This is a genomic window from Mesorhizobium sp. M7A.F.Ca.US.010.02.1.1 (genome assembly GCF_004023085.1).
Classification (GTDB): Bacteria; Pseudomonadota; Alphaproteobacteria; order Rhizobiales; family Rhizobiaceae; genus Mesorhizobium.
In genome coordinates this window covers 1-21893 of sequence record NZ_RZRV01000025.1, presented here as the reverse complement: position 1 = coordinate 21893, position 21893 = coordinate 1, and the positions used below count along the sequence as shown (strand labels likewise).

General features: G+C 59.6%; 18 protein-coding genes and 5 pseudogenes. 13 read left to right on the top strand and 10 right to left on the bottom strand.

Going from position 1 to position 21893, the window contains the following annotated elements:
- Positions 1–169: 169 nt before the first annotated feature.
- Positions 170–1120 (bottom strand): annotated as a pseudogene (locus tag EOA19_RS22880) (IS3 family transposase); the annotation flags it as partial.
- A gap of 740 nt (positions 1121–1860) precedes the next feature.
- Here EOA19_RS22880 and EOA19_RS22875 point away from each other — a divergent pair.
- Positions 1861–2070 carry a hypothetical protein gene (locus EOA19_RS22875; RefSeq protein ID WP_127297887.1) on the top strand — a complete coding sequence of 70 codons (210 nt, stop codon included), beginning with the start codon at positions 1861–1863 and terminating at the stop codon, positions 2068–2070.
- A gap of 155 nt (positions 2071–2225) precedes the next feature.
- Here EOA19_RS22875 and EOA19_RS22870 read toward each other — a convergent pair whose 3' ends face one another.
- From EOA19_RS22870 to EOA19_RS22860, 3 genes are all read right to left on the bottom strand, one after another.
- Positions 2226–2825, bottom strand: coding sequence for a response regulator (locus EOA19_RS22870; RefSeq protein ID WP_245486261.1), 600 nt, complete (start codon positions 2823–2825; stop codon positions 2226–2228).
- 1391 nt (positions 2826–4216) lie between these two features.
- Positions 4217–4357 carry a hypothetical protein gene (locus EOA19_RS22865; protein ID WP_245486260.1) on the bottom strand — a complete coding sequence of 47 codons (141 nt, stop codon included), beginning with the start codon at positions 4355–4357 and terminating at the stop codon, positions 4217–4219.
- Positions 4358–4537: 180 nt separating this feature from the next.
- The gene (locus EOA19_RS22860; protein WP_128304867.1) at positions 4538–4915 is read right to left on the bottom strand and encodes a VOC family protein; all 378 of its coding nucleotides are present in this window, start codon (positions 4913–4915) and stop codon (positions 4538–4540) included.
- 486 nt (positions 4916–5401) lie between these two features.
- On the opposite strand from EOA19_RS22860, the gene EOA19_RS22855 reads away from it, so the two are divergent.
- The 3 genes and pseudogenes from EOA19_RS22855 (at position 5402) to EOA19_RS22845 (ending at position 6413) form a co-directional block, all read left to right on the top strand.
- A complete protein-coding gene (locus EOA19_RS22855; protein ID WP_348629850.1) occupies positions 5402–6058 on the top strand; it encodes a sensor histidine kinase in 657 nt (218 codons plus the stop codon).
- Between the two features lie 66 nt (positions 6059–6124).
- Positions 6125–6217, top strand: a pseudogene (locus tag EOA19_RS35995) (integrase); the annotation flags it as partial.
- 13 nt (positions 6218–6230) lie between these two features.
- Complete coding sequence (locus EOA19_RS22845) at positions 6231–6413, top strand: hypothetical protein (protein WP_128304866.1); 183 nt, start codon at positions 6231–6233, stop codon at positions 6411–6413.
- A gap of 53 nt (positions 6414–6466) precedes the next feature.
- On the opposite strand, the pseudogene EOA19_RS22840 reads toward EOA19_RS22845, so the two are convergent.
- From EOA19_RS22840 to EOA19_RS22820, 5 genes and pseudogenes are all read right to left on the bottom strand, one after another.
- Positions 6467–7533: pseudogene (locus EOA19_RS22840) on the bottom strand (IS110 family transposase).
- 195 nt (positions 7534–7728) lie between these two features.
- On the bottom strand, positions 7729–8448 hold the full coding sequence (locus EOA19_RS22835; RefSeq protein ID WP_128304865.1) for a sulfite exporter TauE/SafE family protein: 720 nt from the start codon (positions 8446–8448) through the stop codon (positions 7729–7731).
- 229 nt (positions 8449–8677) lie between these two features.
- On the bottom strand, positions 8678–9112 hold the full coding sequence (locus EOA19_RS22830; RefSeq protein ID WP_128304864.1) for a YqaA family protein: 435 nt from the start codon (positions 9110–9112) through the stop codon (positions 8678–8680).
- A gap of 24 nt (positions 9113–9136) precedes the next feature.
- Complete coding sequence (locus EOA19_RS22825) at positions 9137–10465, bottom strand: cation diffusion facilitator family transporter (RefSeq protein ID WP_128304863.1); 1329 nt, start codon at positions 10463–10465, stop codon at positions 9137–9139.
- Between the two features lie 8 nt (positions 10466–10473).
- Positions 10474–10755, bottom strand: a complete 282-nt coding sequence (locus EOA19_RS22820) for a metal-sensing transcriptional repressor (protein ID WP_128304862.1) — start codon at positions 10753–10755, stop codon at positions 10474–10476.
- A gap of 610 nt (positions 10756–11365) precedes the next feature.
- Between EOA19_RS22820 and EOA19_RS22815 the strand changes: the two are divergent.
- Positions 11366–11672: pseudogene (locus tag EOA19_RS22815) on the top strand (transposase domain-containing protein); the annotation flags it as partial.
- Between the two features lie 7 nt (positions 11673–11679).
- On the opposite strand, the gene EOA19_RS22810 reads toward EOA19_RS22815, so the two are convergent.
- Positions 11680–12261 (bottom strand): DUF305 domain-containing protein, encoded by a 582-nt coding sequence (locus EOA19_RS22810; protein ID WP_127293844.1) that lies wholly within the window; start codon positions 12259–12261, stop codon positions 11680–11682.
- A 118-nt stretch (positions 12262–12379) separates the two neighbouring features.
- On the opposite strand from EOA19_RS22810, the gene EOA19_RS22805 reads away from it, so the two are divergent.
- The 8 genes and pseudogenes from EOA19_RS22805 to EOA19_RS22770 form a co-directional block, all read left to right on the top strand.
- Complete coding sequence (locus EOA19_RS22805; protein ID WP_127293842.1) at positions 12380–12643, top strand: hypothetical protein; 264 nt, start codon at positions 12380–12382, stop codon at positions 12641–12643.
- 1935 nt (positions 12644–14578) lie between these two features.
- Positions 14579–15145 (top strand): hypothetical protein, encoded by a 567-nt coding sequence (locus EOA19_RS22800; protein ID WP_127293840.1) that lies wholly within the window; start codon positions 14579–14581, stop codon positions 15143–15145.
- Positions 15146–15203: 58 nt separating this feature from the next.
- Positions 15204–15608 carry a response regulator gene (locus tag EOA19_RS22795; RefSeq protein ID WP_127293838.1) on the top strand — a complete coding sequence of 135 codons (405 nt, stop codon included), beginning with the start codon at positions 15204–15206 and terminating at the stop codon, positions 15606–15608.
- 159 nt (positions 15609–15767) lie between these two features.
- A complete protein-coding gene (locus EOA19_RS22790; RefSeq protein ID WP_348629849.1) occupies positions 15768–15929 on the top strand; it encodes a hypothetical protein in 162 nt (53 codons plus the stop codon).
- 284 nt (positions 15930–16213) lie between these two features.
- Positions 16214–17140 (top strand): universal stress protein, encoded by a 927-nt coding sequence (locus EOA19_RS22785; RefSeq protein WP_245486259.1) that lies wholly within the window; start codon positions 16214–16216, stop codon positions 17138–17140.
- 11 nt (positions 17141–17151) lie between these two features.
- The gene (locus EOA19_RS22780; RefSeq protein ID WP_128304861.1) at positions 17152–18753 is read left to right on the top strand and encodes an MBL fold metallo-hydrolase; all 1602 of its coding nucleotides are present in this window, start codon (positions 17152–17154) and stop codon (positions 18751–18753) included.
- Positions 18754–18877: 124 nt separating this feature from the next.
- On the top strand, positions 18878–21301 hold the full coding sequence (locus tag EOA19_RS22775) for a phosphoketolase family protein (protein ID WP_128304860.1): 2424 nt from the start codon (positions 18878–18880) through the stop codon (positions 21299–21301).
- Between the two features lie 7 nt (positions 21302–21308).
- Positions 21309–21893, top strand: a pseudogene (locus EOA19_RS22770) (acetate/propionate family kinase); the annotation flags it as partial.

Here is a 21893-nt window from a genome sequence, read left to right as displayed (position 1 = left end):
CAACCGGGCGGACCGGGGATCGACAAAGCCCGCAGAGCTTTGGGCGCCACGAGCGCGACCCGTTGATGAGACGTCGATCCGCGAATTCCATCAGGGCCAGCGGTCATGAGCACGGGCCGCATCAACAGGCCGTATACATGAACGCACCCGACCCGTGCGCTGCCGAAACCTCACCAAGAGCCTTGCAACGCAGGGGCCGTCCATACATGAAGCTCTCGATGAAGCCGTTCTGCATTGGCTTGCCCGGCGCAATGTAATGCCAGTCCACGCGGCTTGCATCGGCCCAGGCAAGGATCGCATTGCTGGTCAGTTCGCTGCCATTGTCACTGACCACCATTTTCGGCTTGCCGCGTTCGATCATGAGCCGATCGAGTTCGCGGGCAACCCTCACGCCGGACAGAGACGTATCCGCGACCAACCCAGGCACTCTCTCGTGCAGTCGTCGACGACGGCCATGATGCGGAAGCGGCGCCCGTCGGTGAGCTGGTCCGATACGAAGTCGAGCGACCAGCGCTCGTCGGGCCTCAGCGGCACCAGCATCGGCGCCCTTGTCCCGATCGCCCGTTTGCGGCCGCCACGGCGGCGAACGGCGAGCTTCTCCTCCCGATAGAGCCGGAACAGCTTCTTGTGGTTCACGATCAGGCCCTCCCGCCTCAGCATCACGAGAAGACGCCGGTAGCCGAACCGACGACGTTCCTGCGCGATTGCCTTCATCCGCTCGCGAACCTCGCGGGCGTCCGGCCTGCTGGTCTCGTAGCGAACCGTCATGCGGCAACAGCCGATGGCTTTACACGCCCGCCGTTCGCTCATCCCGAAGCCTTCCTTCAGGCGAGCGACAGCTTTCCGCTTGGCCGCGGGCGTCACCATTTCTTTTCCACAAGATCCTTCAACGCGGCATTGTCGAGCATGGCGTCAGCCGCTTTAGCCGCGTGTTCTCGTCCTCCAGCGCCTTCAGTCGCCGAGCCTCGGAGATATCCATCCCGCCGAAGCGGGCCTTCCAGTTATAGATCGAGGCGTCGCTGACCCCGTGCTTGCGGCACAGATCGGCAACCGATACCCCGGCCTCGTGTTCCTTCAAAATTCCGATGAGCTGCTCTTCAGAGAAGCGGCTACGTTTCATGTCCTGGTCCTCTCGATGGGCCAGAACGAACTTCAAACCGGATTAGATCAGAGGGGCAAGGTCAGTTTCAAGCGATTTATGCTGATCCCATGCTCGGCAAGGCCGGTGACAACGTCACCGAAGCACTGGCGGCATATCCCGACATGGAGACCGTTGCGGAAATTTCTAATTTCCTAGCCCGGTATGACTTGGGCGCGCCGAGCCGATTGCACTGAAGCGTGCCGGCGACGTTGAGGGCGCTTTGACCTGAGCGGCTTTGGCTAGTGGCGAAGCGGTCCCGCTCCGTTCTTACCGGCCATCAACTTGTTGTGGTCGGCTGCTTCATCTGCGGTGTCAAAGGGCGTTGCGGTGGTCGTCCCATCAGCGGCCAGTATCACAGCCAGGAACGGAAGGCCGATCAGCGGCGGTGCGTAAACAACATACGCTGGGCGGCTTTTTTCATCGCCCATTTAGCACGATTTGGTCGGCAGGTCGAAACCCGCAAGAACCCGCTGCCCCATTCACGGCAGCAGCGGGCCGTCCCAAAGGAGGACGTGCCGGGAGGGCGGTCCCTGCCAAGCCATAACTATTAGCATTACATGATGTTCCATCAGAGGTGAGCCTGCACGTCGGCCGAGATGCGGGTTGCCATGCGCTCCCTATGGGCGCAAACTCAATCGGTCGCTTCAAAAGCAAGAACAAACAGGCATGAGGCGTTTGGGAGCGATCATCAGGCTTTCGCCCGACCAGGGAGAAAGCCGATGTCAACACCGGCACAGATCCGGCTCGCGTATTTGATGAGCCAGCTTGCTCACACCGAAAGTATCTTGTCCAAGCAAGATATCATCGTGGGTTTGCTGGATCACGAAGGCAGTCCGACGGCGGACGCCATGCAACTTTTGGCGGACATGCACCACTTGCTCCAACGGACCCGCAAAAGCTTGTATGCGGAGACCGCAGCCCGGACATAGAACAATCGGCGAGGCCAGCGGGCAGGTTTGGAGCCTTTTCACCCCTCCGAAAACTGACTGGTTATACGCGCGAAAAGCCCGCCACCTTTCGGCAGCGGGCTCCTGGAGAGGCAGGCCATTTGGGGACGGGTGCTGCCCCAACAAGTTTCCTTTTGTCATGGTTCCATCTTGTCAACAATAAAAACGTTGCTTGAACTTGGGCGGCCCGCGCGAAGGATGCTACAAGATTGTTGGATGCGGTGCGGACGAGAGATGGGGGCATCACTCGGACGCGACTGGCTCAGGCGGGCTACCGCATCCACTTTCACCATCGCGTTATCTAAATGTTTCGGCCGATCGCGCCGACTTGCTTTACTGAGAGGGTTCGCCTCCGTTCGGCGCTGTTGGGTGTTGCCGATTGAGCAGTGTGGACAGCGCCGTAATGATCTGAGGAGGAAAGAACGGACGATCATCACGCTGTCCGGAACGCCTTCAGACCCCCAGGAAAACGCACCATCGCCGCTGATGTAGACCACAGGTAGGGTTGGGTTGGCTCGCCTGACGTGCCTCGCTACTTCCCACCCAGATTCTCCAGAGCCGAGACGGATGTCCGTAAAGAGGCCGGCGAACTTGTTTGGATCCTCATCAAACGCCTTTACGGCGGCTTCGGCACTCGGCACTCCTACGACGAGAAAGCCAGCGTCCTGCAAAGCTGATTCAAGGTCGAGCAGGATCAAGAGTTCGTCTTCGACGACTAGAATAGCACTTTCGCTCATGAAGCACCCCTGTCGGCAGCGCCATAACGGAGCGAGTGAGCTTTAGTTCCACCCGATCAACGGGGGTGGGATAGCGGCGGTAGGGGTATGGAATGCGCTGGGATCAACCAGCAGGGATCAACGAGCGGTGGAGGGGTTGGTTGCGCTCACCTGACGCTCTGCCGCTCAAGCGCCCAGTACCTGCGGCACCAAATCGACAGCAACCACCCTGGACCTGTCGGAACAGCCCCTTGGTGCGCTAGCTTGGTTTGGGTTCTTTACCCGGTGGAGTACCTAGTGGGATTCCCTCAAGATAGCTCCGATGGTTTCCAACGCAGGCGCAAATGTGTTTCTGTGGGCCACTGGACCGTCGCCAGATTGCATCAACAATCTCTGTTCGACGCGCACTCTTAGGGGGATTTTTGGGAAGTCCCGCTTTTTCCCTAAATACAATGTGCGAGTGAGCGTCTTCACCCACTTCAGGAGCATGCTCGGCATAGACGTCATAAACGTCATTTGCGGCGCTCGCCGTAGACGATACGGAAAATTCGTAATACCCGAGGTAGTGCACCGTGTCTCGAAGGGGCACCAATGTCTCCCCCTTAGCCTTGGCCTCTTCATTTCGGCGTTCGTTGCTGTTAGCCGCAGTCCTACAACCTTAAGAGTGCACGTCGCCTTCGGTGGCCAACTTTGCCCGCCAACCAACGGACAGTAACCATGTCTTAGGCACGGTTCTTACTGCGGGTTCTCTAAAATACAGCAACTTTTCGTACGCAAATGATTCCCTGTCTGTTTGCGGGGAGAATTGGGGGAATATGGCACATCTAGCGACAACGTCATTGCTACCCAACAAACTCAGTTCCGCCGCCGAGTCGACGTAACACCTGAAAAATGGATGGTTCTCGGAGCATCATAAGGCGACGGAGTTGCAGCAGCTGGCGTAGCAGCGGCAAGACTTGCGACTGCACCAAACAAAAGCGCAGAACTTGTGATTGCGAACTGATGGTTGCTCAGGAAATCGAGAGGATAGCTTCCTCCACGGAAGGACGGCGTTACACCACTCATTTGACGTCTCCCAATGTTTCGAACGCTACGCACCGCTGTACAACGCTTCCCAATTTCTCAAGCACGAACTCGTAGAGCCCGAGAGCCGCGCCCGAGGCGACCAAGGCGATAACGGCCCAGCCGATGGCGCCGCCGACAAGGCGCGGGTCCTGAGCCTAGTTGCGAGTGCGCCAACATCCGACTTTTATCGGCGTTTTTCCGATTTGGCGGTCGACTGATTCCGCTTGAGGCCATCTCACGGATCAAGCGTCAGGCTCCAGTACACACAATTCTCGAGCTGGATCACAAGCTCCCGGTAAGGGGCTTTATGATTGGTGTTCCGATCTACCCAAAAACCGCCAGCACGGTCAGCGCCACGCGCTCTCGTTTTTCTGTTCGTAGTCCCTGAATGCCTTTTTCAACCCGCCGAGGACTTCTTCCGCCGTTTGGAACATCGCCTTGAGCTGAGGTTCGTCCACCTTGCCGATGTCGTCGCGAAGATGGTCCATGGTCTCCTACAGGCGGGGCTGCATTTTCTGGGTATGGTGCCTCGGATCGCGGTCTGCTTCGCTGGCCATGACTTCCTCCTCGATTACCTGTCTACGGAACTACCCGCTGCTTTGAACCAGCGAGTTGCAGGTCCAACGAATCAAACCGGGGTCCGTTCCAGAAGTCAGGTCGCGAATCTGTCAGTGAGCGGCGGGTTGGAACAGCTCGATCACGTTCCCGGATGGATCTTCAAGCAGGATTTGCGAGCCGCCAACCCCGCTGATGATCTCGTTGCGGAATGGCAGCCCGGCACCTTTCAGTCGTTCAACTTCCCCTTTCAGATCTTCGACAAGCAGCAGGATGCGGTTCCATCCGCCGGGCACCGGACGGCGACCGTCCGGCATCGGCCGCGCGCCGGAGCTTGCAGCGCCACTCAACAGCAGCCGCAAGGGACCACGGGTCACCGACGCAAACGCTGGCCGTGCGTCCTGCTCGATGGTGAATCCAAGGTGCTGCGTGTAGAAGGCGACGGAGATTGCGACATCATTGACAATGTACCGAACACTGGCTGGCTTCATTATGGATCACCTTTCAAACGACCCCCGGCAAATTTATTAGAAGCGATTTCGTATGGGCAACGCAATGGACCAACAAGTAGCCGCGCCGATAAGTGGGTCGGTAGGCGAAGTCTTTCGTGTATTCCTGAGGCTTGGCCTCACATCGTTTGGGACGATTGGCCGTCTGCGCTGAAGACCGTCGTGGGCATAACGCTTAATGCGAAATTCCCCAAATGCATCGTTTGGGGCCCGAACCTGATCACGATTCACAATGACGCCTTTCGCCCGATCCTTGGCACCAAGCCTCCGGCGCTTGGCCGTTCGTTCCGAGACGTATGGAGCGAAGTATGGGCCGAAATCGGTCCAATCGCAGACCGCGCCTACGCTGGCGAAGCGACATTCATAGAAGACTTCCCTTTGATCATCGACCGGTATGGCTATCCCGAACAGGCATATTTTACGTTCTGCTACAGTCCGATCCGCGACGAGAAGGGCATCATTCGCGGCATGATGGATACCGTCATTGAAACGACCGGCAAAGTCGAAGCGCAAAAACAGTCACGCCTTCTAAACCAGGAGCTCGAACACCGGATCAAGAACACGCTGACAGTGGTCTCCGCGATCGTTAGTCAGACCTTGCAGCCCACAGGTGCTGGTCCGGAGCCCCGTGCGGCTCTTTTGCAAAGGATCGGCGCCCTCGCGCAGGCACAATCGCTGCTGACGCGATCCAATCTTGCCGAAGCAGATATCCATGACGTGACCAGGGAGTCGTTGGCGCCGTTCCGAACTGGTGACGGCCGGGTTCAGGTTGATGGACCGCCTGTCATGCTCTCGTCGAAGCAAGCATTGACGCTCACCCTCGCGGTCAACGAGTTAGCGACCAACGCGGTGAAGTACGGTGCCCTTTCAAACGAGACAGGACAAATACGGGTTCTCTGGCGGGCCGGGCGACCGGGCACCGAAGACCCGTTTTATTTCAGCTGGGTCGAAACTGGGGGTCCGCCGCTTGGGCCCCCGGTTCGAAAGGGCTTCGGCTCCCGGATCATAGAGCGAGTTCTTGCGCAGGACTTTTCCGGGCAGGCCGCGCTGATGCACGATCCTTCCGGAATCCGCTGCGAACTAACGACGCAAATGTGGCACATCGGCGAAAGTCCTAGGCCGTAGTGACGGTTTAACGGGTTGGGATTGAACGAAGCCGCTGACGCGACATTTGGCGCATGGGGTTGCGGGTTTTCGCGCCATTTTGGCCATTCGCCGGACCGGCTCGGTCTGGAGGACGTCCGCGCTTTCCAGGCGCATCTGGTCTGGACCGGAATCTCGTGGGGGCGAGAGAGCTGTGCCGCAAACCCAGATTGGTGCACCAGCCCAGCGCATCGAGGGCAGTGGTCTTGCTGCTGGCGACATTGAAGCAGATCGCGCCGAACTGCATCGCGAGATCGCGCGCAACAATGGCGCGCGGATCATTGCCGATCCATCCGTTCGCGCGTTTCAGGTCCTGATCGAAAGCTCGCACTTATAGTGCACGGCCCCAGTGGGTTTTCCTGATCCGGCGGTTTCAACCGGCTTTGTGCATTAGCTCCTGTCCACCCTTTCCAACCTCGTTGGCGATCCCGCGCCTTGTTTCATTCTATGCGATGACCGGCTCCTGTAGGGCTCGCCGCCGGTCATCAATGCCCAGACCATGCGGGCTGTCTCGTTAGCCAGCGCAACCGCCGCGACCTTGGTTGTTCGCCGTGTCACCAGCCATGGCCGCCTGGTCCCGTTCCCTTCGGCATAGCGGATGACCGCCATGGCGCCGACCACGAACAACTGTCGCAGGTAGCGATTGCCGGCTTTGGAGATGCTGCCGAGCTTCTCCTTGCCCCCGCTAGAGTTCTGCTTCGGCACGAGCCCGATCCAAGCCGAGAGGCATCGCCCCGACTTGAACGCGTGCGGATCGGCGACGGTCGCAACGAACGCACTTGCCAGCAGCGGGCCAACGCCCGGAATCTCCATCAACCTGCGACCCAGTTCGGCCTCTCGCGCACTCGCACGGACCCGGCGATCGTTTTCGAGGATCTGTTCCTTCACGACACGAAGCTGTGCTTCCAGCATCCTCAGGCAAAGCCGTGCGTCGGCCGGTATCCTGGCATCGTTCTCGTCGTTGATGACCACGAGAAGTTGCTCAATTCCATTACGCCCGATCGGCGCCACGACCCCGAACTCGGATAGGTGCGCCCGCAATGCGTTCGATATCTGTGTCCGCTGGCGGTTGAGCAATCAATCGAACCCGGTGCAGCATCATCACACTCCTGCTCGGGCGACTTCACCGGCACGAAGCGCATCGTCGGTCTTGTCACGGCCTCGCAGATCGCCTCTGCATCTGCAGCATCATTCTTCTGCCGCTTCAGATAAGGCTTCACATACTGTGCCGGCAGCAGCCGCACATCATCGCCACGTGCACTCAGTTCTCTCGCCCAATAATGCGACGAACTGCAGGCTTCGATTCCGACCAGGCAACGCGGCAGGCTCTCAAAGAACGGCAGCACACCCCCACGCGTCAACTTCCTGCGAACTGCAACCTCACCAGCCGCATCCACGCCGTGGACTTGAAACACGGACTTCGCAATATCCATACCGATTGTCGTAACGTTGCTCATCATAGCGCTCCTCCAGCTCTAGTCCCGCGATCATACAGCAGGAAGGGAGGAGAGCCGTCCACCGCATCAAGAGCGGAATGGCAGCTTCCGGGATAATCGTAGATAAGCCGGCGATATTGGTTGGACAGCAGGTTTCGCACGCGAGCGGACTCTTGGATCGGCCTTCGTCCGAATGGTCGCCTGCATTGCGCTCGATCAGCGAAGCAAGATCTCATGGACGGCCAGGGCGACGAGAGCCGCACCAGCTATCCCCTCTATGGCGCGCGTGATCGCATCGAACAGGCGTGGCCGGCTCTCAACGAAATGCATCAGGCTTTCGCGGAGCAGTATGGAGAGGACCGCCACGCTGCAAAGAGTGATCGCCACCCCTATCATCATCGTGCCGGCAAACAGCACACCGGCCACCGGTACGCCGCGTACGATCGCGAACGTCATGACGAACAAGGTAAGCGGGCACGGAACCAGTCCCGCCATCGCGCCGACCACCTCGCCCTCATGTTTGTGGTGATGGCGGTGGCGCAGAGCGCGCCAAACCATCCAGGCGCCTATCAAGCCAAGGAGACCCCGGCTGATGTCTTCGAGCAACGGCGCCCGGCCAACGCTGCCAAATGCGATCGAAACCAATGGCAGCGAGAGAACTGCAATCAGCACGGCGACCGTCACATGGGTGAAAGAAAGCGTTAGCGAGACCAATAGCCCACGCGCAACCTTTGCCTCCGATCCAGCGAGATAGGTCGCCAACACGGCTTTGCTATGGCCGGGCGTCAAGGCATGCGCCGCACCGAACAGAATGCCCATCGGCAGAAAGGTCATAAAGGCCAGCCAGCCGCCGCCGGCCGATAGCAGTTTGATCTGCTCGGCCAGTGCCAGGTAGATCGTGCGCTGGAATTCGACGAGGGTTTGGAATAACGCCATCGAACACTCACCCGCAGGTCAGTTCGAGGTGTGTCGCGAAAACCTTGCCGAGGTCGGTTCCCGCCGGATCACTGAAGGCGCCTGCCGGCGCTATTGAGGCGAGCAACAATGCCACGCTGGATACTAGGCCCGACAGGCGCATCTTTGGCTCGCTCTTCGCTCGTTTTCGATCACGCAGGACATCTGCCATTCCAAGCAGACCGAAATGGAGGCGGACATAGTCGCAGGATCAAATCACCTTCAGGGTTACAGCCGCAAGAACAAGATAGCGACCGACCTTGGCGATGGTGACGAGCAGCAGGAACATGCGAAATGGTTCACGCAAGGTGCCCGCAACGACCGTCAGAGGATCGCCAACGACTGGTGCCCAACTTAGCAGAAGCGACCATTTTCCATAACGGCGATACCATTGTTGTGCACGCTCAAGTCCCGCTTCATTCACCGGAAACCAGGGCCGATCGCGAAAACGCTCCAAGCCGCGCCCGATCAGCCAGTTGACGACTGAGCCGAGCACGTTGCCGACACTGGCTACCGCGATCAGAAGCCAAGGCGAGTAGTCCGCGAGCAGCAACCCAACCAACACCGCTTCCGATTGCATCGGCAGGATGGTCGCGGCGATCAAGGCTGCAAGGAACAGACTCGCGTAAGCTGCCAGCTCAGTCATGGAACCGCGTGTCTGCCTATCGACCTAGTGATGGTGGTCTTCCGGCTCGACCATCTTGAACGGCAGAACCTGTTCCCGACCCTTTGCCGTCAGGATCAGCCTCGCCTCGAACTCGTGTGGTTCTGCCGGAGCAACGCTGCTCTCCAGGCGGTGGTGATCGCCAGCGACAGGTCCAAGAGCCAGCGTCTCCGGCCCCTCCGGGCGATCGATGATGACAGTCGCCACCAGATCGTCGGCATGGCTGTCTATGGTGAGACGCATGCGTTCTCCGGCCGATGTGTCGACGATCTCCAGCAGTCCCGAGGCCAGATCGCCGGCGACCTTGAAAGGCTCAGGCGCGTGATGGGCATGCGAGGCACCGATGTTCTGCCCATTCTCGCCCTCCAGGCGAATATTCGCTTCGGCCAATGCCGGCAGGTGATCGACCAGTTCCCCCCGCAAGGCCTCGGTGATGCCGATCAGGTCCTTTGCGCTCGCGTTGTCGGCCACGCGGATAGCGACATCGGCATGCAGGCGATGGCCGATCCAGCGCGCCTGCACCTGGCCGATCCGCTCGATGCCGGATACGTGCTCGGCAGCGTGATGGATCTCGTCGATGATGCCAGGGTCGACGCCGTCCAGCATACGTGTGAGGACTGCCTTCGAGGACTGCCAGACGATGGCGAAGATCGCCAGCGTGATCAGCAGCCCGATAATCGGATCGGCGAGCGGAAAGCCCAGCCATACACCGATGGCGCCGAGCACGACGGCAAGGCTGGTAAAGCCATCGGTGCGGGCGTGATAGCCGTCAGCGATCAATGCGGCGCTGTTGATCTCGCGGCCGACGCGAATTCGGAACACCGCTACCGCTTCATTGCCCGCGAAGCCGATGATGCCGGCGATGGCGACCCAGCCAAGAAATGCGATGGGTTGCGGATTGATCAGCCGGTCGATCGCCTCGTAGCCGGCGACGATGGCGCTGAACAGGATGATGAGGACGATGACGATGCCGGCCAGATCCTCGACGCGGCCCAAGCCATAGGTGAACGTCTTGCTTGGCTTGCGGCGGGCCAGCACGAAGGCGAACCACAGCGGAATGGCGGTGACCGCGTCGCCGACATTGTGGATCGTGTCGGCCAGCAGCGCCACGCTGCCGGAGATGAACACGACCACGAGCTGAAGCGCCGCCGTGATGGCCAGGATAACGAATGACCATTTGATCGCCCAGATACCCCGGTCGGTCGTGGCGATCGTCGGATCGATGACACCGTGCGTGTGGCCATGGCCGCCGGCATCGCCATGATCGTGACCATGGCCGCCAAGCCCTTGCGTCATCGGACCGAAGCCGAACCAGTCGCGTATCTTGTCCATCATGCCGCTTCTCACAGGTATTTGGTGATGTCCTTGAATTCGTCGATCGAGCGGCGCTGCTCGCGCGCCAGCGGTCCAACGACGTCTTCGAGGCAATGGTTGAGGTGATCCTGGATCAGCGTCTTCTTGGCCTGCGAGATGGCCTTCTCGACAGCATGAAGCTGCTGGGCGACGTCGAGGCAGGGCCGGCCCGCTTCAATCATTTCGATGACGCCCTTGAGATGGCCGTCGGCCCGTTTCAGGCGCTTGACGATATCAGGGTGTGTTTCGTGGATGTGTGGCTGGCCGCTCATGGGTTGTCTCCTATCCTCCTGGAGGGGATGAGACAAGCCTCAAGCGGGCCTCGATTCCGATGCAGACAACCATTCGTCGGGATTTTGGAGAATAGTCCTCTTTCCTGCCAAATCAGGCCTGCAGGGTAGCCTTTTGCCTCGTCATCGCCTTCGCAATGACGTTCGAGTTGCTGCGTACTTTCGGCTATTTATCTGGCACGATCCGACAGCGTTTGTCGCCGCCCGGTCCAGCCGGCTTTCTGGATCGGGGCACCATTGACCAGTCGGAGAGGCTAAACGGTGAGGCGATCTGCAACTTGAGGTGCGCGATTACCGCCTCGGTTACGCTCTCCCTAGCATGGGCATTGGCGAGCTTGGCCACGGCCTCATTAACCCGCTGGGTCGCACTCGCCAGCAGCGCCTTGAGCGCTTCGATATCGTGTCACCGAGACGACTGAGGTGATCCCCCGCGCCTGGAAGGTCATCCAGACCATGTGAGAAGCACTCCTGTCGGAACTGCGATGCGATCACCAAGCCGCCGGCTCCGTTTCACGTAGTGCCGCGTGGCAAGGCGGGCCCCAGCTTCCTCGCCATGAGGCCATCAACTACATGCTCCCGCCGTTGGGACGCCTTCCTCGGCGACGGCAGGGTCCGCCTAACGAACAACGCGGCCGAACGTGCCCTGTGCTGCGTGCCACTTGGTCGGAAGGCACGGCTGTTCCGCGGTTTCGACCGTGGCGGACAGCGTGCAGCCGTGCTCCACGATGATCCAGACCGCCTGGCTGAACGACGTTGATCCAGAGGCTTGGCTCGCCGATGTTCTCGCTCGCATAGCCGACCAGCCGACTCGATCAGTGCGTGGAACTGGCCGCACCGCCAAGCTGCGGTTGCTGGCTGAGCACTGGATCGCGTCCTTCTTTGAGGGGCGGCAGGGCTAGCCACCGCCTACAGCGGCTTTTCCTCCAGCAACTTGCCGCTCAACAACTCTCGAGCCTCGCTCGCGCCCTCGCTCTTCAGAGTCGCAGGACCGGCATCCAACGGGTCGTTACCACGCCTACCATGCTGCTCGATATCCTCGATCAGCATTTGCATTTCGGCAATTTCCTTCACCTGATCGCGAGTAATCCTGTCCGCCAAATAGCGCACCCGCGGATCACGAATGTCAGCCTGTCGCGCGTTGTTGATGGCTATGGAGTGATGAGGAATCATCGCCTTCATGAAGTCCGTGTCACCTATAAGCGCTTGGCTGCGGTTCACCACCAGCAGGGCCACGCCTCCGATAATCGCCACCGCAAGTACAGCAATTTTCGCGACCTCTGGTTGGTACATGCGCCACATGAAGGCCAACATTACCGCTGTCATGACGCAGCCCATCACCAACGAGGAAATGAGCCGGGTCAAGCTGAACAGCATGTGGTCCCAACTGTAAACCAGTTGGTACATCAGGAAGAACATGATGACTGTCGAGGTGATGATCATCGCGGCGAAGCGGCTCCACCCCATGCTCATCCCCTGGTGCTGATCCATCGCGGCCTCCTATTGATCCAGACGCTAAACGGATTAGGCGGCCCTTGGTTCATCAGCGGCTGTCGCTACCCCTGATGTCCGGTTTTCACCGATGGCTACGACTGTTTGGAGGTTTGGCGTGTTCACGTGGAACGAGTTTCAGCACTGGGTCCGCCAGGTTTCACCTGCGCGCCCCACTTCCAATATGCAACGACTGAGGCTTCGTCGCTTCAGAGCATGGCTGACGCCAAAGCCTTGTCCAACCGACACCGACGACGACGGCATGAAAGACATCGACCTCGTTCGTCATCGCAGGCCTCTCGCGCACAAGTCGAAATTGTCCGAGATTAAGGCCCAGCTCGAAGACACGATGACAATCGCTGCGCCCGAAACGGCGGTGTAGGTCAGCGCAGATGCCTCGTTAAACCCTAAGAAAAATGGGCATCCCATCAAGCATAGTCCAAGTGCGAGTTGGAACCACTCCTTCCACCGATGTGGGCTCGCGAGCCCTGATATCCCGAAGATTGAAATCAGAAAGCCGACAATTGAGATTGTCAAACCCGCTGTCGTCGTGGCCGGTACAAGCCATGTGGCGAAATAAACAAATAGCCCGGCAATGGTTATGGGCCAGTCCTGCCACCTTTGATCGTTCATAGCGGATTCCGAGAACTCGTCTCCCCAGTTTTCAAGCAGTTACAGGCTAAGGCCCCTCGCTCTCAAGGTCGTTGACTTGGATCAAAGTCCCTGATCCGTGGGATGCCCATCGGAGTTGCGGCACCGGGACCACCCGAAGCCGCGAACCGACAGGAAGCAATTCTAAAATGCATTCATTCCGAACCGGCCTCGTCCTCCCGAGCTAACGTGGAATAACGAAACGAGCCAGCAATTGGACGTAGTTAACGGGCGGCGATAATTCCTGAGCACAAAGCGCCGAAGCGGTTCGTGAATCTACAGGTTTCTCTACTTCGATCGGGATCGTAGTGACAGGGCCAGCGCGTAAAAGTTCAAAGTTGGCAGCTACGACATTGGACCTTGGGTCCTTCCCTGCATCACAAGCGGACCCACTGCTCGTGGCCACCAATGAGACGTTGGTATATTGAGAGCAGAGGCGGTCCTGGCGCAAATGAGACAAACGCTGCGAGCAGCATCGCTAGTTGTGAACAGTCGTATTCCGAGCAATATCATATCCGGCAAACGGCCGGTCAGCTTTGCCCTTGGTCAAGCTGCAGTTGTCAATCACGCGTGAACCCGGATGCCAGAAGACCGTGGGTCGATTTCCACGCTGCCGAACTCGACGGGCAAGACGTCAAGGATCAGTCTCAAGCCGAAGTTTTGGTCAAGTTTGAAAGGAACCGGAGGGCCACCGCCCTCATGCCAATCGATTACCAGACCGCTGTTCGTAGTCTCCCATCGATAGTAATCGTTCCCGTCGCGTTCGAAAGCGCGCCGAACTTCGCAGCGTGTGCATAGTTCAGACGAGTGCAGGCGGCACATTGAGACGCGCGGGGAGGCGCACGTTACCCCCATTGATCTCGAATCTGGACGCGCTGAAAAGTTTTCTGGGCAGGCTTGCCGCCCTGGCGAGCCGTCGGGTGTCCTCGCTGGCCGGGTTCCCCGGAAGGTCTGGTGGGCGATACCCTGGACCACGGCAAGCATGTTCTTCACCGTGATTGAGTTCGGCCATAGCAGATCCCGTTGGGTCTCCGGCCGTTTCCGTCGCTGACGACCGAGGCGAATGGCATTAAGCCTTCGCTCGTCTGGATGGGGCTGATTCCAGTCTCGACGGGCACTTCGCTTCCATCCCTGCGTCAAGCGAAAATGTCCCTGTCGGCCCCCATGGGCCGCGCAAGGGGCGCCTGCCATAGGTTCCGCGAGAGAGGGGATGAGAGCTCCTAGTCTAAGCCGGGCTTTGCTCCTTGGTGTCGCTGATATCAGGCACAAAAAGCGGCTCGGCGTTGCGTTCGCCTACCTTCCTGGCGAGTGTCCGGCCAGGTCGTATCGATAGGCCTCAGACAAGACACGCCAAGCCAAAATTCATCACCCTGCGTCGTCGAAGAGCAAACATGGACCTTGCCGGCAGCCAAGACCGTCGCGGAGGCATCCAAGCCAGCTTCAAAGGCTTCCTGATTGGATCTGGCCCGGTACAGCCGGTCTGTCAGCACATAGCGAGCACTGAGCTCATCCAACCGATCCGCAAGCTTTTCCTTCTCCCCCTCCGCCTGCATCGCCGACACTCCCTGGCGAATGATTTGCACAACCTCATATAAAGGAGAATTGTGCGTTTTGAGAACCTGCGACCCGCAGGCGGGCTCCAAGCGAGGAGCAGGGCGAGCAAGAAATGGTGGCGAGCCAAAGAGACCACAGGGAAGAGCAACAAGCGCTGTTGGTCAAATTGGAACAACAGGGCTTTGCCTTCTGCTCGCGAGCTTTGCTGAACCACAGACCTGACTGCGCCCCTACCATAGCCCAAATGCGGAACCATCCGCACGGCCAGCCATTAGTCCCCATGGAACAAGCTGTGATCCTCGTCTTGGAGACTGACGTCCTTGTAAGGCATGAAATCTCGGAATTCCTGCGCGAGTGCGGCTTCCGAGTCATTGAAGGGGCCACCCGGGAGGAAGTGATTAAGGTGCTTGAGGTGGCGGCTATCCAGCCCGATGTGTTGCTGGCCGAATTGTCTGACTCGGCAGCTAATTTTGAGCTTTCTCAACACGTTCGAGAAAATTACCCTGGTATCGGAATCCTGCTTTCTGGCTCGATCAGCGCATCGGCCAAGAAGGCCGTGGAGCTCTGTCACGGAGGTCCAAATCCTAAAAAACGCGATTATACCGTCCTTGAAAGACGGATCCGCGCTTTGCTTGCCCAGCAAACCCAAAGTAGGGAGCCTGATCAGAAGGTTGGCTGATGGGAACCGAAAGCGGCGAAATGGGTTTAGTGGATGAAAGGGGTAGGGGAGCTGAATCTTGATAGGGCGACATGTCATTTTAGTTGTTGAAGACGAAATCATCATTCGAATGGACACTGCTGAACAGCTTCGCGAGATGGGTTTTGAGGTGGTGGAAGCCAGTCATGCCGCCGAAGCGCTTCAGGTTTTCCAGAGCCACATTCCCGTATCGCTGCTATTCACAGATGTGCAGATGCCGGGAGCGATGAACGGGCTCTCTCTTGCGAATTGGACCCTCCAAAACAGGCCGGGTGTCGTCGTGTCGATAACGTCTGGCTCTGAAGAGATGCTCGCGAAAGCCCGGGCCATTCGAGATAAGCAGTTGGTATTTTCCAAACCGTACGATGCAAAGGTGATAGGCAGGTTTTTTCTGAACCTGCTGGGGCCGCCTCCTCATAGTTTGCGATCCGGCAATGCCGGCTGAAGTCAATCCATAAACTCCCAAAGGGGGACAGTCCGGGTCATTCGCGGATTTCTGCTGGGTTACTCCAGCAGTCCGTCAGCCGGACCGGCGAGGTGTGGAAGCGCTCTGCTTGCTGATCGATCCTGAGCACTCTTGCGGGGACGTGCCCCGCACGCCGTCGTGAGCTTAGCTATCCGGAAGGTTCTATACGGCCACAATCAAGGCTATGGCCGTGCGCCGACATTCCTGCTGCTGATCGGCTACGAACAGGTCCGCTCTGTCGCAGCAGTGACTGCCGATGACATGGCCGCTGCCATGCATCATTGCGCCGGCACTGGCTAGGGACACAGGCTGGCCTCTGGCGTGGGTCGTTGGAGGCCTGTTGGATTGCTCACGGCGGGAGTTATCTCGTCGCATGTCGGTTCTTTGATCGAGCAGCGCAGGATGGGCTGTCGAAGCTTGCTGCAGGCCCGTGGCATCTCGCAGTCGAAGCGGCTGAGAAGACGCTCCGGTGTATGCCACCGAGAAAATCTAGGGTTTCTCGACGTGGCCTCCATGCCAATTGGAATCCCGAGTTGGTAGCCGGGCTCGGCTTGGCCAATTGCTGCCTCAGCATACGAACCGCATTGCGCTGGGTCAAAGTTCGTCTCGTCTATTGCGACTACAAGATGCTGCGAACGATGGCAGTTGGCCATCCGGCAATGGAGGCCATCCTAATGAAGCTGATCCTATCGTTGTACTTTGCGACCTATCCTGACGCCATCTCCTCGAAAATCGCGGCGAACTCGGTTGCTCTCGCCAAGCAGATCGATGCCTCGCTTCATGCCGTTGCCATCAATGTCGACATTCCGGACGTTTCGAACGCGCTCTCAAACTATTTGCTAGATCTTCCCTACAAGATACAAGAGGTCGAGGCGACCAGTCGCAAGCGCAGCAAAGTTCTCCTCGAGGCAATTGCCCAAGAAGCCGAACAAGGTGGTGTGTCCCTCACCACGCAGGAGTTGACCGCGCCACCGGCCTTGATGGGCGATCTTGCCGCGAAGCATTCCCGCTATTCCGATATCTGCCTGGTTGGTTGGGCGCCTGCCGACCAGACGGCGCGAATGATAGCCGAGGGGATCCTATTCGGCTCGGGTCGACCGACCCTGCTTCTTCCCGACTCCACGGACCTTGGGGCCCTTGGACATGTGGTTATCGCCTGGGACGGCAGCCGAGTGGCCGCACGGGCTGTTGCCGATGTGAGGGCTTTTCTCGAACGTGCGTCCAGGATCACCGTTGTGACCGTGACCGACGAGAAGCCGCTTCCTGGAGAGGGCATCGGCGAGCGCCTTGCGCTGGGCTTGAGGACCCGTGGTCTGGTGGCCGAGGCTGTCTCTATCCAGGCAGGGGACAGTTCAATCGGAACGGCGCTTCAGGAGCATGCTCTCAAGATCGGCGGCAATCTGCTTGTCATGGGCGGATACGGCCACTCCCGCGTCAGGGACTTCGTGCTTGGCGGAGCCACCGAAGGCATTCTCGCGGATCTTCGCCTGCCTGTCGTGCTGTCGCATTAGGTCGTCCTGAGATGAGAGGCGACACGGATCCTATCCTGCGTTTCCATGGCGCAGCCCATGGCGTCACCGGCTCATGCTATGAGATTGAGACGCCGCATTCGCGCATCCTCATCGACTGTGGCCTGTTCCAGGGGTCAAAGTCCGAACGGGAATTAAACTACGGGGCGTTCCCGTTTCCCCCGGACGCGATTGACGCTGTCATCCTGACGCACGCGCATATCGATCACAGCGGCCTTCTGCCTAAACTGCTCAAACAGGGCTTTTCTGGTCCAATCCATACGACCCGCGCCACCATCGATCTTTGCTCGGTCATGCTGCCGGACTCGGCGCATATCCAGGAAATGGAGGTCGAGCACCTGAACCGTCGCAACGCGCAGCGCGGGCGCCCACCCGTCGAGCCGATCTACGGCCAGCAGGATGCGGCCGCGTGCATGACATTGTTTCGGGCTTTGGAATATGGCGAATGGACCGCCATCACCGATGGCGTTCGCGGCCGCTTCTGGAATGCTGGTCATCTGCTTGGTTCGGCATCGGTCGAGCTGGAGATCGACCGGGGTGATGCACCGCTGCGCATCATATTCTCGGGCGACATCGGTCCAGGCCACAAGCTGCTTCAGACCGATCCCGTGGGGCCGGCAGGCGTTGACTATCTGATCTGCGAGTCGACCTATGGCGACCGTGACCGGCCGGACGTTTCGCCCGAACAGCGGCGATTCCAGCTCGGTGACATCGTGCGTGGCGCCGCGGAGGCCGGCGGCCCCCTCATCATTCCGTCCTTCGCCGTCGAGAGGACGCAAGAACTGCTGGTCGATCTGTATTTGCTCATGCAAGCGGGGCAGGTGCCGTCAGCTCCGGTCTTCGTAGACTCGCCGCTGGCAACACGCGCCAGTGCGATTTTCGAGCGGCATGCCAACGAGATCGAACAGGGTGACGTGCTGCGCCAGGCGCTCAACTCGAAGGAGCTGCGCTTCACGGAGACGGTGGAACAGAGCAAGGCGATCAACCGCCTGAGCGGCTTCTTCGTGGTGATCGCCGCCAGCGGCATGTGCGATGCGGGTCGAATCCGCCATCATCTCAAGGCCAATCTCTGGCGCCGGAACGCCACGGTGATGATGGCCGGATACCAGGCCCAAGGGTCGCTTGGCAGGATTTTGCTCGACGGCGCGCAGCGCGTGCGTATCCAGGGTGAGGAAGTCGAGGTCAAGGCACGCATTTGCCTGTTCGACCTCTATTCCGGCCACGCCGACGCCAGCGAACTGGTCGCCTGGCTCAAGGCTCGAAGTCCGGTGAAGCATGCGGCTTTCCTGACACATGGCGAGGATGCCGGGCTCGGTGGCCTCAGCGAGCGGCTGCGAGGGTTGATCCCTTTTGACAGGATCATCGTGCCGATGCTGGATGACGCCTTCCGATTGACGCCCGGCGGCAGTTTGCCGGTTGAGCTCAATGAGCCGCGCCGTCTGAGGCCGGAAAAGGTCGCCCGTCTCGACTGGCACAACGATCTTTCCAAGCTTCTTCTGGACATCAACGAGACGGTCCGCGCCGCCGCCGACGAACGGGGTCGCGCAGCGGTCATCAGGCGCGTGCGCAGGGCGCTTGAGGACAACGATGCATAGAGGGAGGCCACGAAGCGATGAACTGAAAGCGCGGGAACGCGTTTGTGTCCATTCGCTGCAGATCGACGAACACAGGCGCATGTCGCGGTCCGGCGACAGTCGCCAATAGGCAATGGAGTCAGACATGACCGAGCATACGACTGTACCAGCTTCCGGGGGCCGGCTGGCCGACCGCGAACTGCACGATATCGATGCCTATTGGCGCGCCGCGAACTATCTGACGATCGGCCAGATCTACCTGCTCGACAATCCGCTGCTGCGCGAGCCGCTGCGGCTGGAGCACGTCAAGCCGCGCCTGCTCGGCCACTGGGGAACGTCGCCGGGGTTGAGTTTCATCTATGCGCACCTCAATCGCGCGATCCGGCTCAGGAACGCAAACGTGATCTATGTCTGCGGCCCCGGCCATGGTGGCCCGGCAATGGTGGCGAACACCTATCTTGAGGGCACCTACAGCGAGCTCAATCCAGACATCGAGATGAACGAGCAGGGGATGCGCAAGCTGTTCCGGCAGTTCTCGTTTCCCGGCGGTATACCGAGCCATGCAGCACCGGATGTGCCGGGCTCGATCCATGAGGGTGGCGAGTTGGGTTATTCGCTGTCGCACGCCTATGGCGCGGCCTTTGACAATCCGGATCTTGTGGTCGCCTGCGTCGTCGGTGACGGGGAGGCTGAAACGGGACCGCTGGCAGCCGCATGGCATTCCAACAAATTTCTCAACCCCGCGCGCGACGGGGCGGTTCTGCCGATCCTGCATCTGAACGGCTACAAGATCGCCAATCCAACCATTCTGGCCAGAATTCCCGAAGACGAATTGCGGGCGCTGTTCGTTGGCTATGGCTATGAGCCGCTCTTCGTCGAGGGGCACGATCCGGCATTGCTGCATGAGCGGATGGCCGAGGTGCTCGACGATGCGCTCGATCGCATCCAGGCCATCCAACATTCCGCGCGCAACGGCTCCGCCGCGACCGCGTCGCGACCGACATGGCCGATGATCGTGCTGCGCAGTCCCAAGGGCTGGACAGGGCCGAAAGAGGTGGACGGGCTGAAGACCGAGGGCTTCTGGCGCTCGCATCAGGTTCCCCTGTCGGGCCTTGCGGAAAACCCCGCCCATCTCAAGCTGCTCGAGGAGTGGCTGAAAAGCTACCGGCCCGAGGAACTGTTCGACGCCGCCGGCGCGCCGGTCGCCTCGATCCGTGCCACCGCACCCCAGGCCACACGGCGCATGAGCGCAAACCCGCATGCCAATGGCGGTCTGCTGCGCCGATCCCTCGAACTGCCCGGTTTGCACGACCATTCCGTGGCCGTCGCACTGCCCGGCGCGGTTAAGGCCGAGTCAACGCGCGTGATGGGGAACTTCCTGCGTGACGTGATGAAGATGAATCAAGCCGCGAAGAACTTCCGCATCGTCGGCCCGGACGAGACCGCCTCGAACCGGCTTCAGGACGTGTTCGAGGTTACCGAGCGTGCCTGGATGGAAAAGATCCTGCCCGAAGACGTTCATCTTGGGCGCGAGGGCAGGGTTCTCGAAATCCTTTCCGAGCACACCTGTCAAGGTTGGCTCGAAGGCTATCTGCTGACTGGGCGGCACGGTCTATTCTCCTGCTACGAGGCGTTCATCCACATCATCGATTCCATGTTCAACCAGCATGCAAAATGGCTGGATGCCTGCCGCGACATTCCGTGGCGGCGGCCGATCGCGTCGCTGAACTATCTGTTGTCCAGCCATGTCTGGCATCAGGAACACAATGGCTTCAGTCACCAGGATCCCGGCTTCATCGACGTTGCCCTCAACAAGAAGGCCGACATCGTGCGGGTCTATCTGCCACCGGATGCCAACACCTTGCTGTGCGTCGCCGACCATGTGTTGCAGACCTGGAACCGCATCAACGTCATCGTCGCCGGCAAGCCGCCCTCATGGCAGTGGCTGTCCATGGACAAGGCGATCGTTCACTGCAGGGCGGGCATCGGCATATGGGACTGGGCTTCGACGGATAACGGGGCCGAGCCGGATGTGGTGATGGCTTGCGCCGGCGACGTGCCGACCCTCGAAACGCTGGCCGCGGTGCAGATCTTAAGGCGGCAGATTCCCGATCTCAGGCTTAGGGTGGTCAATGTCGTCGACCTGATGACCCTGCAACCCAAGGAATTTCACCCGCACGGTCTCTCGGATCGCGAATTCGACGCGCTGTTCACCACCGATAAGCCGGTCGTCTTTGCCTATCATGGCTATCCCTGGACCATCCATCGCCTGACCTATCGGCGCACCAACCACGACAACATTCATGTGCGCGGCTACAATGAGGAGGGGACGACCACGACGCCCTTCGACATGACGGTGCTGAATGGGCTCGACCGCTTTCATATCGTCCAAAGCGTCGTCGATTGGGTTCCACGACTGAAGAGCATGCGGGTCGGCGTCAAGCAGGCGATGGACAGCAAGCTGCTTGAACATCGAGCCTATATTCGCGCCCATGGGCAGGACATGCCGGAGATACTTGACTGGAAGTGGGGCCAAGACCTCGAAGTGGCGCCGACCAACGTGGGTTGAGGGCGACATGACAGACGCCATCCTGGTCCTCAACGGCGGGTCCTCCAGCTTGAAGTTCGCTGTCTTCGAGGGACGCGACGAACTTCCGCTTGTGCTGCGTGGCAATGTCGCTTCGCTCGGGCAACATCCACGGCTGCGTGTCGAGGCCGTGGGCGATCAGCCCGTGATCGAAAGGAGCCTCGGCGATGGCCCAATCGATATTGCTAAGGCATTCGCGACAGTAGCGTCCCTGCTCGCCGATCGCGATCTTCTGCATCGCATCGGCAGGGTCGGGCACAGGGTCGTTCATGGTGGCCGTGATTTTACGGAAGCCACCCGGCTTGACGCGCGCGCGATCGAGGCACTGCGCCTGCTTGAACCGCTGGCGCCGATCCATCAGCGGATCAATCTAGAGATTGTGGCACTGGCTACCGGCCTGCTGCCGCATGCCCCGCAGGTCGGCTGCTTCGACACGGCATTCCATTCGACCCGGCCAGCGGTGGCCAAGACTTATGGCCTTCCGCACACAATGACTGAGGCGGGTATCATTTTCTATGGTTTTCATGGACTGTCTTTCAGCCACCATGCTTTAAAACTGCGCGGCCCCGCCGGC

Bases quoted from the DNA above. Each gene is read 5' to 3' on its own strand.
- EOA19_RS22875 (WP_127297887.1), top strand. From the start codon at position 1,861: ATGTCAACACCGGCACAGATCCGGCTCGCGTATTTGATGAGCCAGCTT.
- EOA19_RS22870 (WP_245486261.1), bottom strand. From the start codon at position 2,825: ATGAGCGAAAGTGCTATTCTAGTCGTCGAAGACGAACTCTTGATCCTG.
- EOA19_RS22865 (WP_245486260.1), bottom strand. From the start codon at position 4,357: ATGGACCATCTTCGCGACGACATCGGCAAGGTGGACGAACCTCAGCTC.
- EOA19_RS22860 (WP_128304867.1), bottom strand. From the start codon at position 4,915: ATGAAGCCAGCCAGTGTTCGGTACATTGTCAATGATGTCGCAATCTCC.
- EOA19_RS22855 (WP_348629850.1), top strand. From the start codon at position 5,402: ATGATGGATACCGTCATTGAAACGACCGGCAAAGTCGAAGCGCAAAAA.
- EOA19_RS22835 (WP_128304865.1), bottom strand. From the start codon at position 8,448: ATGGCGTTATTCCAAACCCTCGTCGAATTCCAGCGCACGATCTACCTG.
- EOA19_RS22830 (WP_128304864.1), bottom strand. From the start codon at position 9,112: ATGACTGAGCTGGCAGCTTACGCGAGTCTGTTCCTTGCAGCCTTGATC.
- EOA19_RS22825 (WP_128304863.1), bottom strand. From the start codon at position 10,465: ATGATGGACAAGATACGCGACTGGTTCGGCTTCGGTCCGATGACGCAA.
- EOA19_RS22820 (WP_128304862.1), bottom strand. From the start codon at position 10,755: ATGAGCGGCCAGCCACACATCCACGAAACACACCCTGATATCGTCAAG.
- EOA19_RS22810 (WP_127293844.1), bottom strand. From the start codon at position 12,261: ATGGATCAGCACCAGGGGATGAGCATGGGGTGGAGCCGCTTCGCCGCG.
- EOA19_RS22800 (WP_127293840.1), top strand. From the start codon at position 14,579: ATGGTGGCGAGCCAAAGAGACCACAGGGAAGAGCAACAAGCGCTGTTG.
- EOA19_RS22780 (WP_128304861.1), top strand. From the start codon at position 17,152: ATGAGAGGCGACACGGATCCTATCCTGCGTTTCCATGGCGCAGCCCAT.
- EOA19_RS22775 (WP_128304860.1), top strand. From the start codon at position 18,878: ATGACCGAGCATACGACTGTACCAGCTTCCGGGGGCCGGCTGGCCGAC.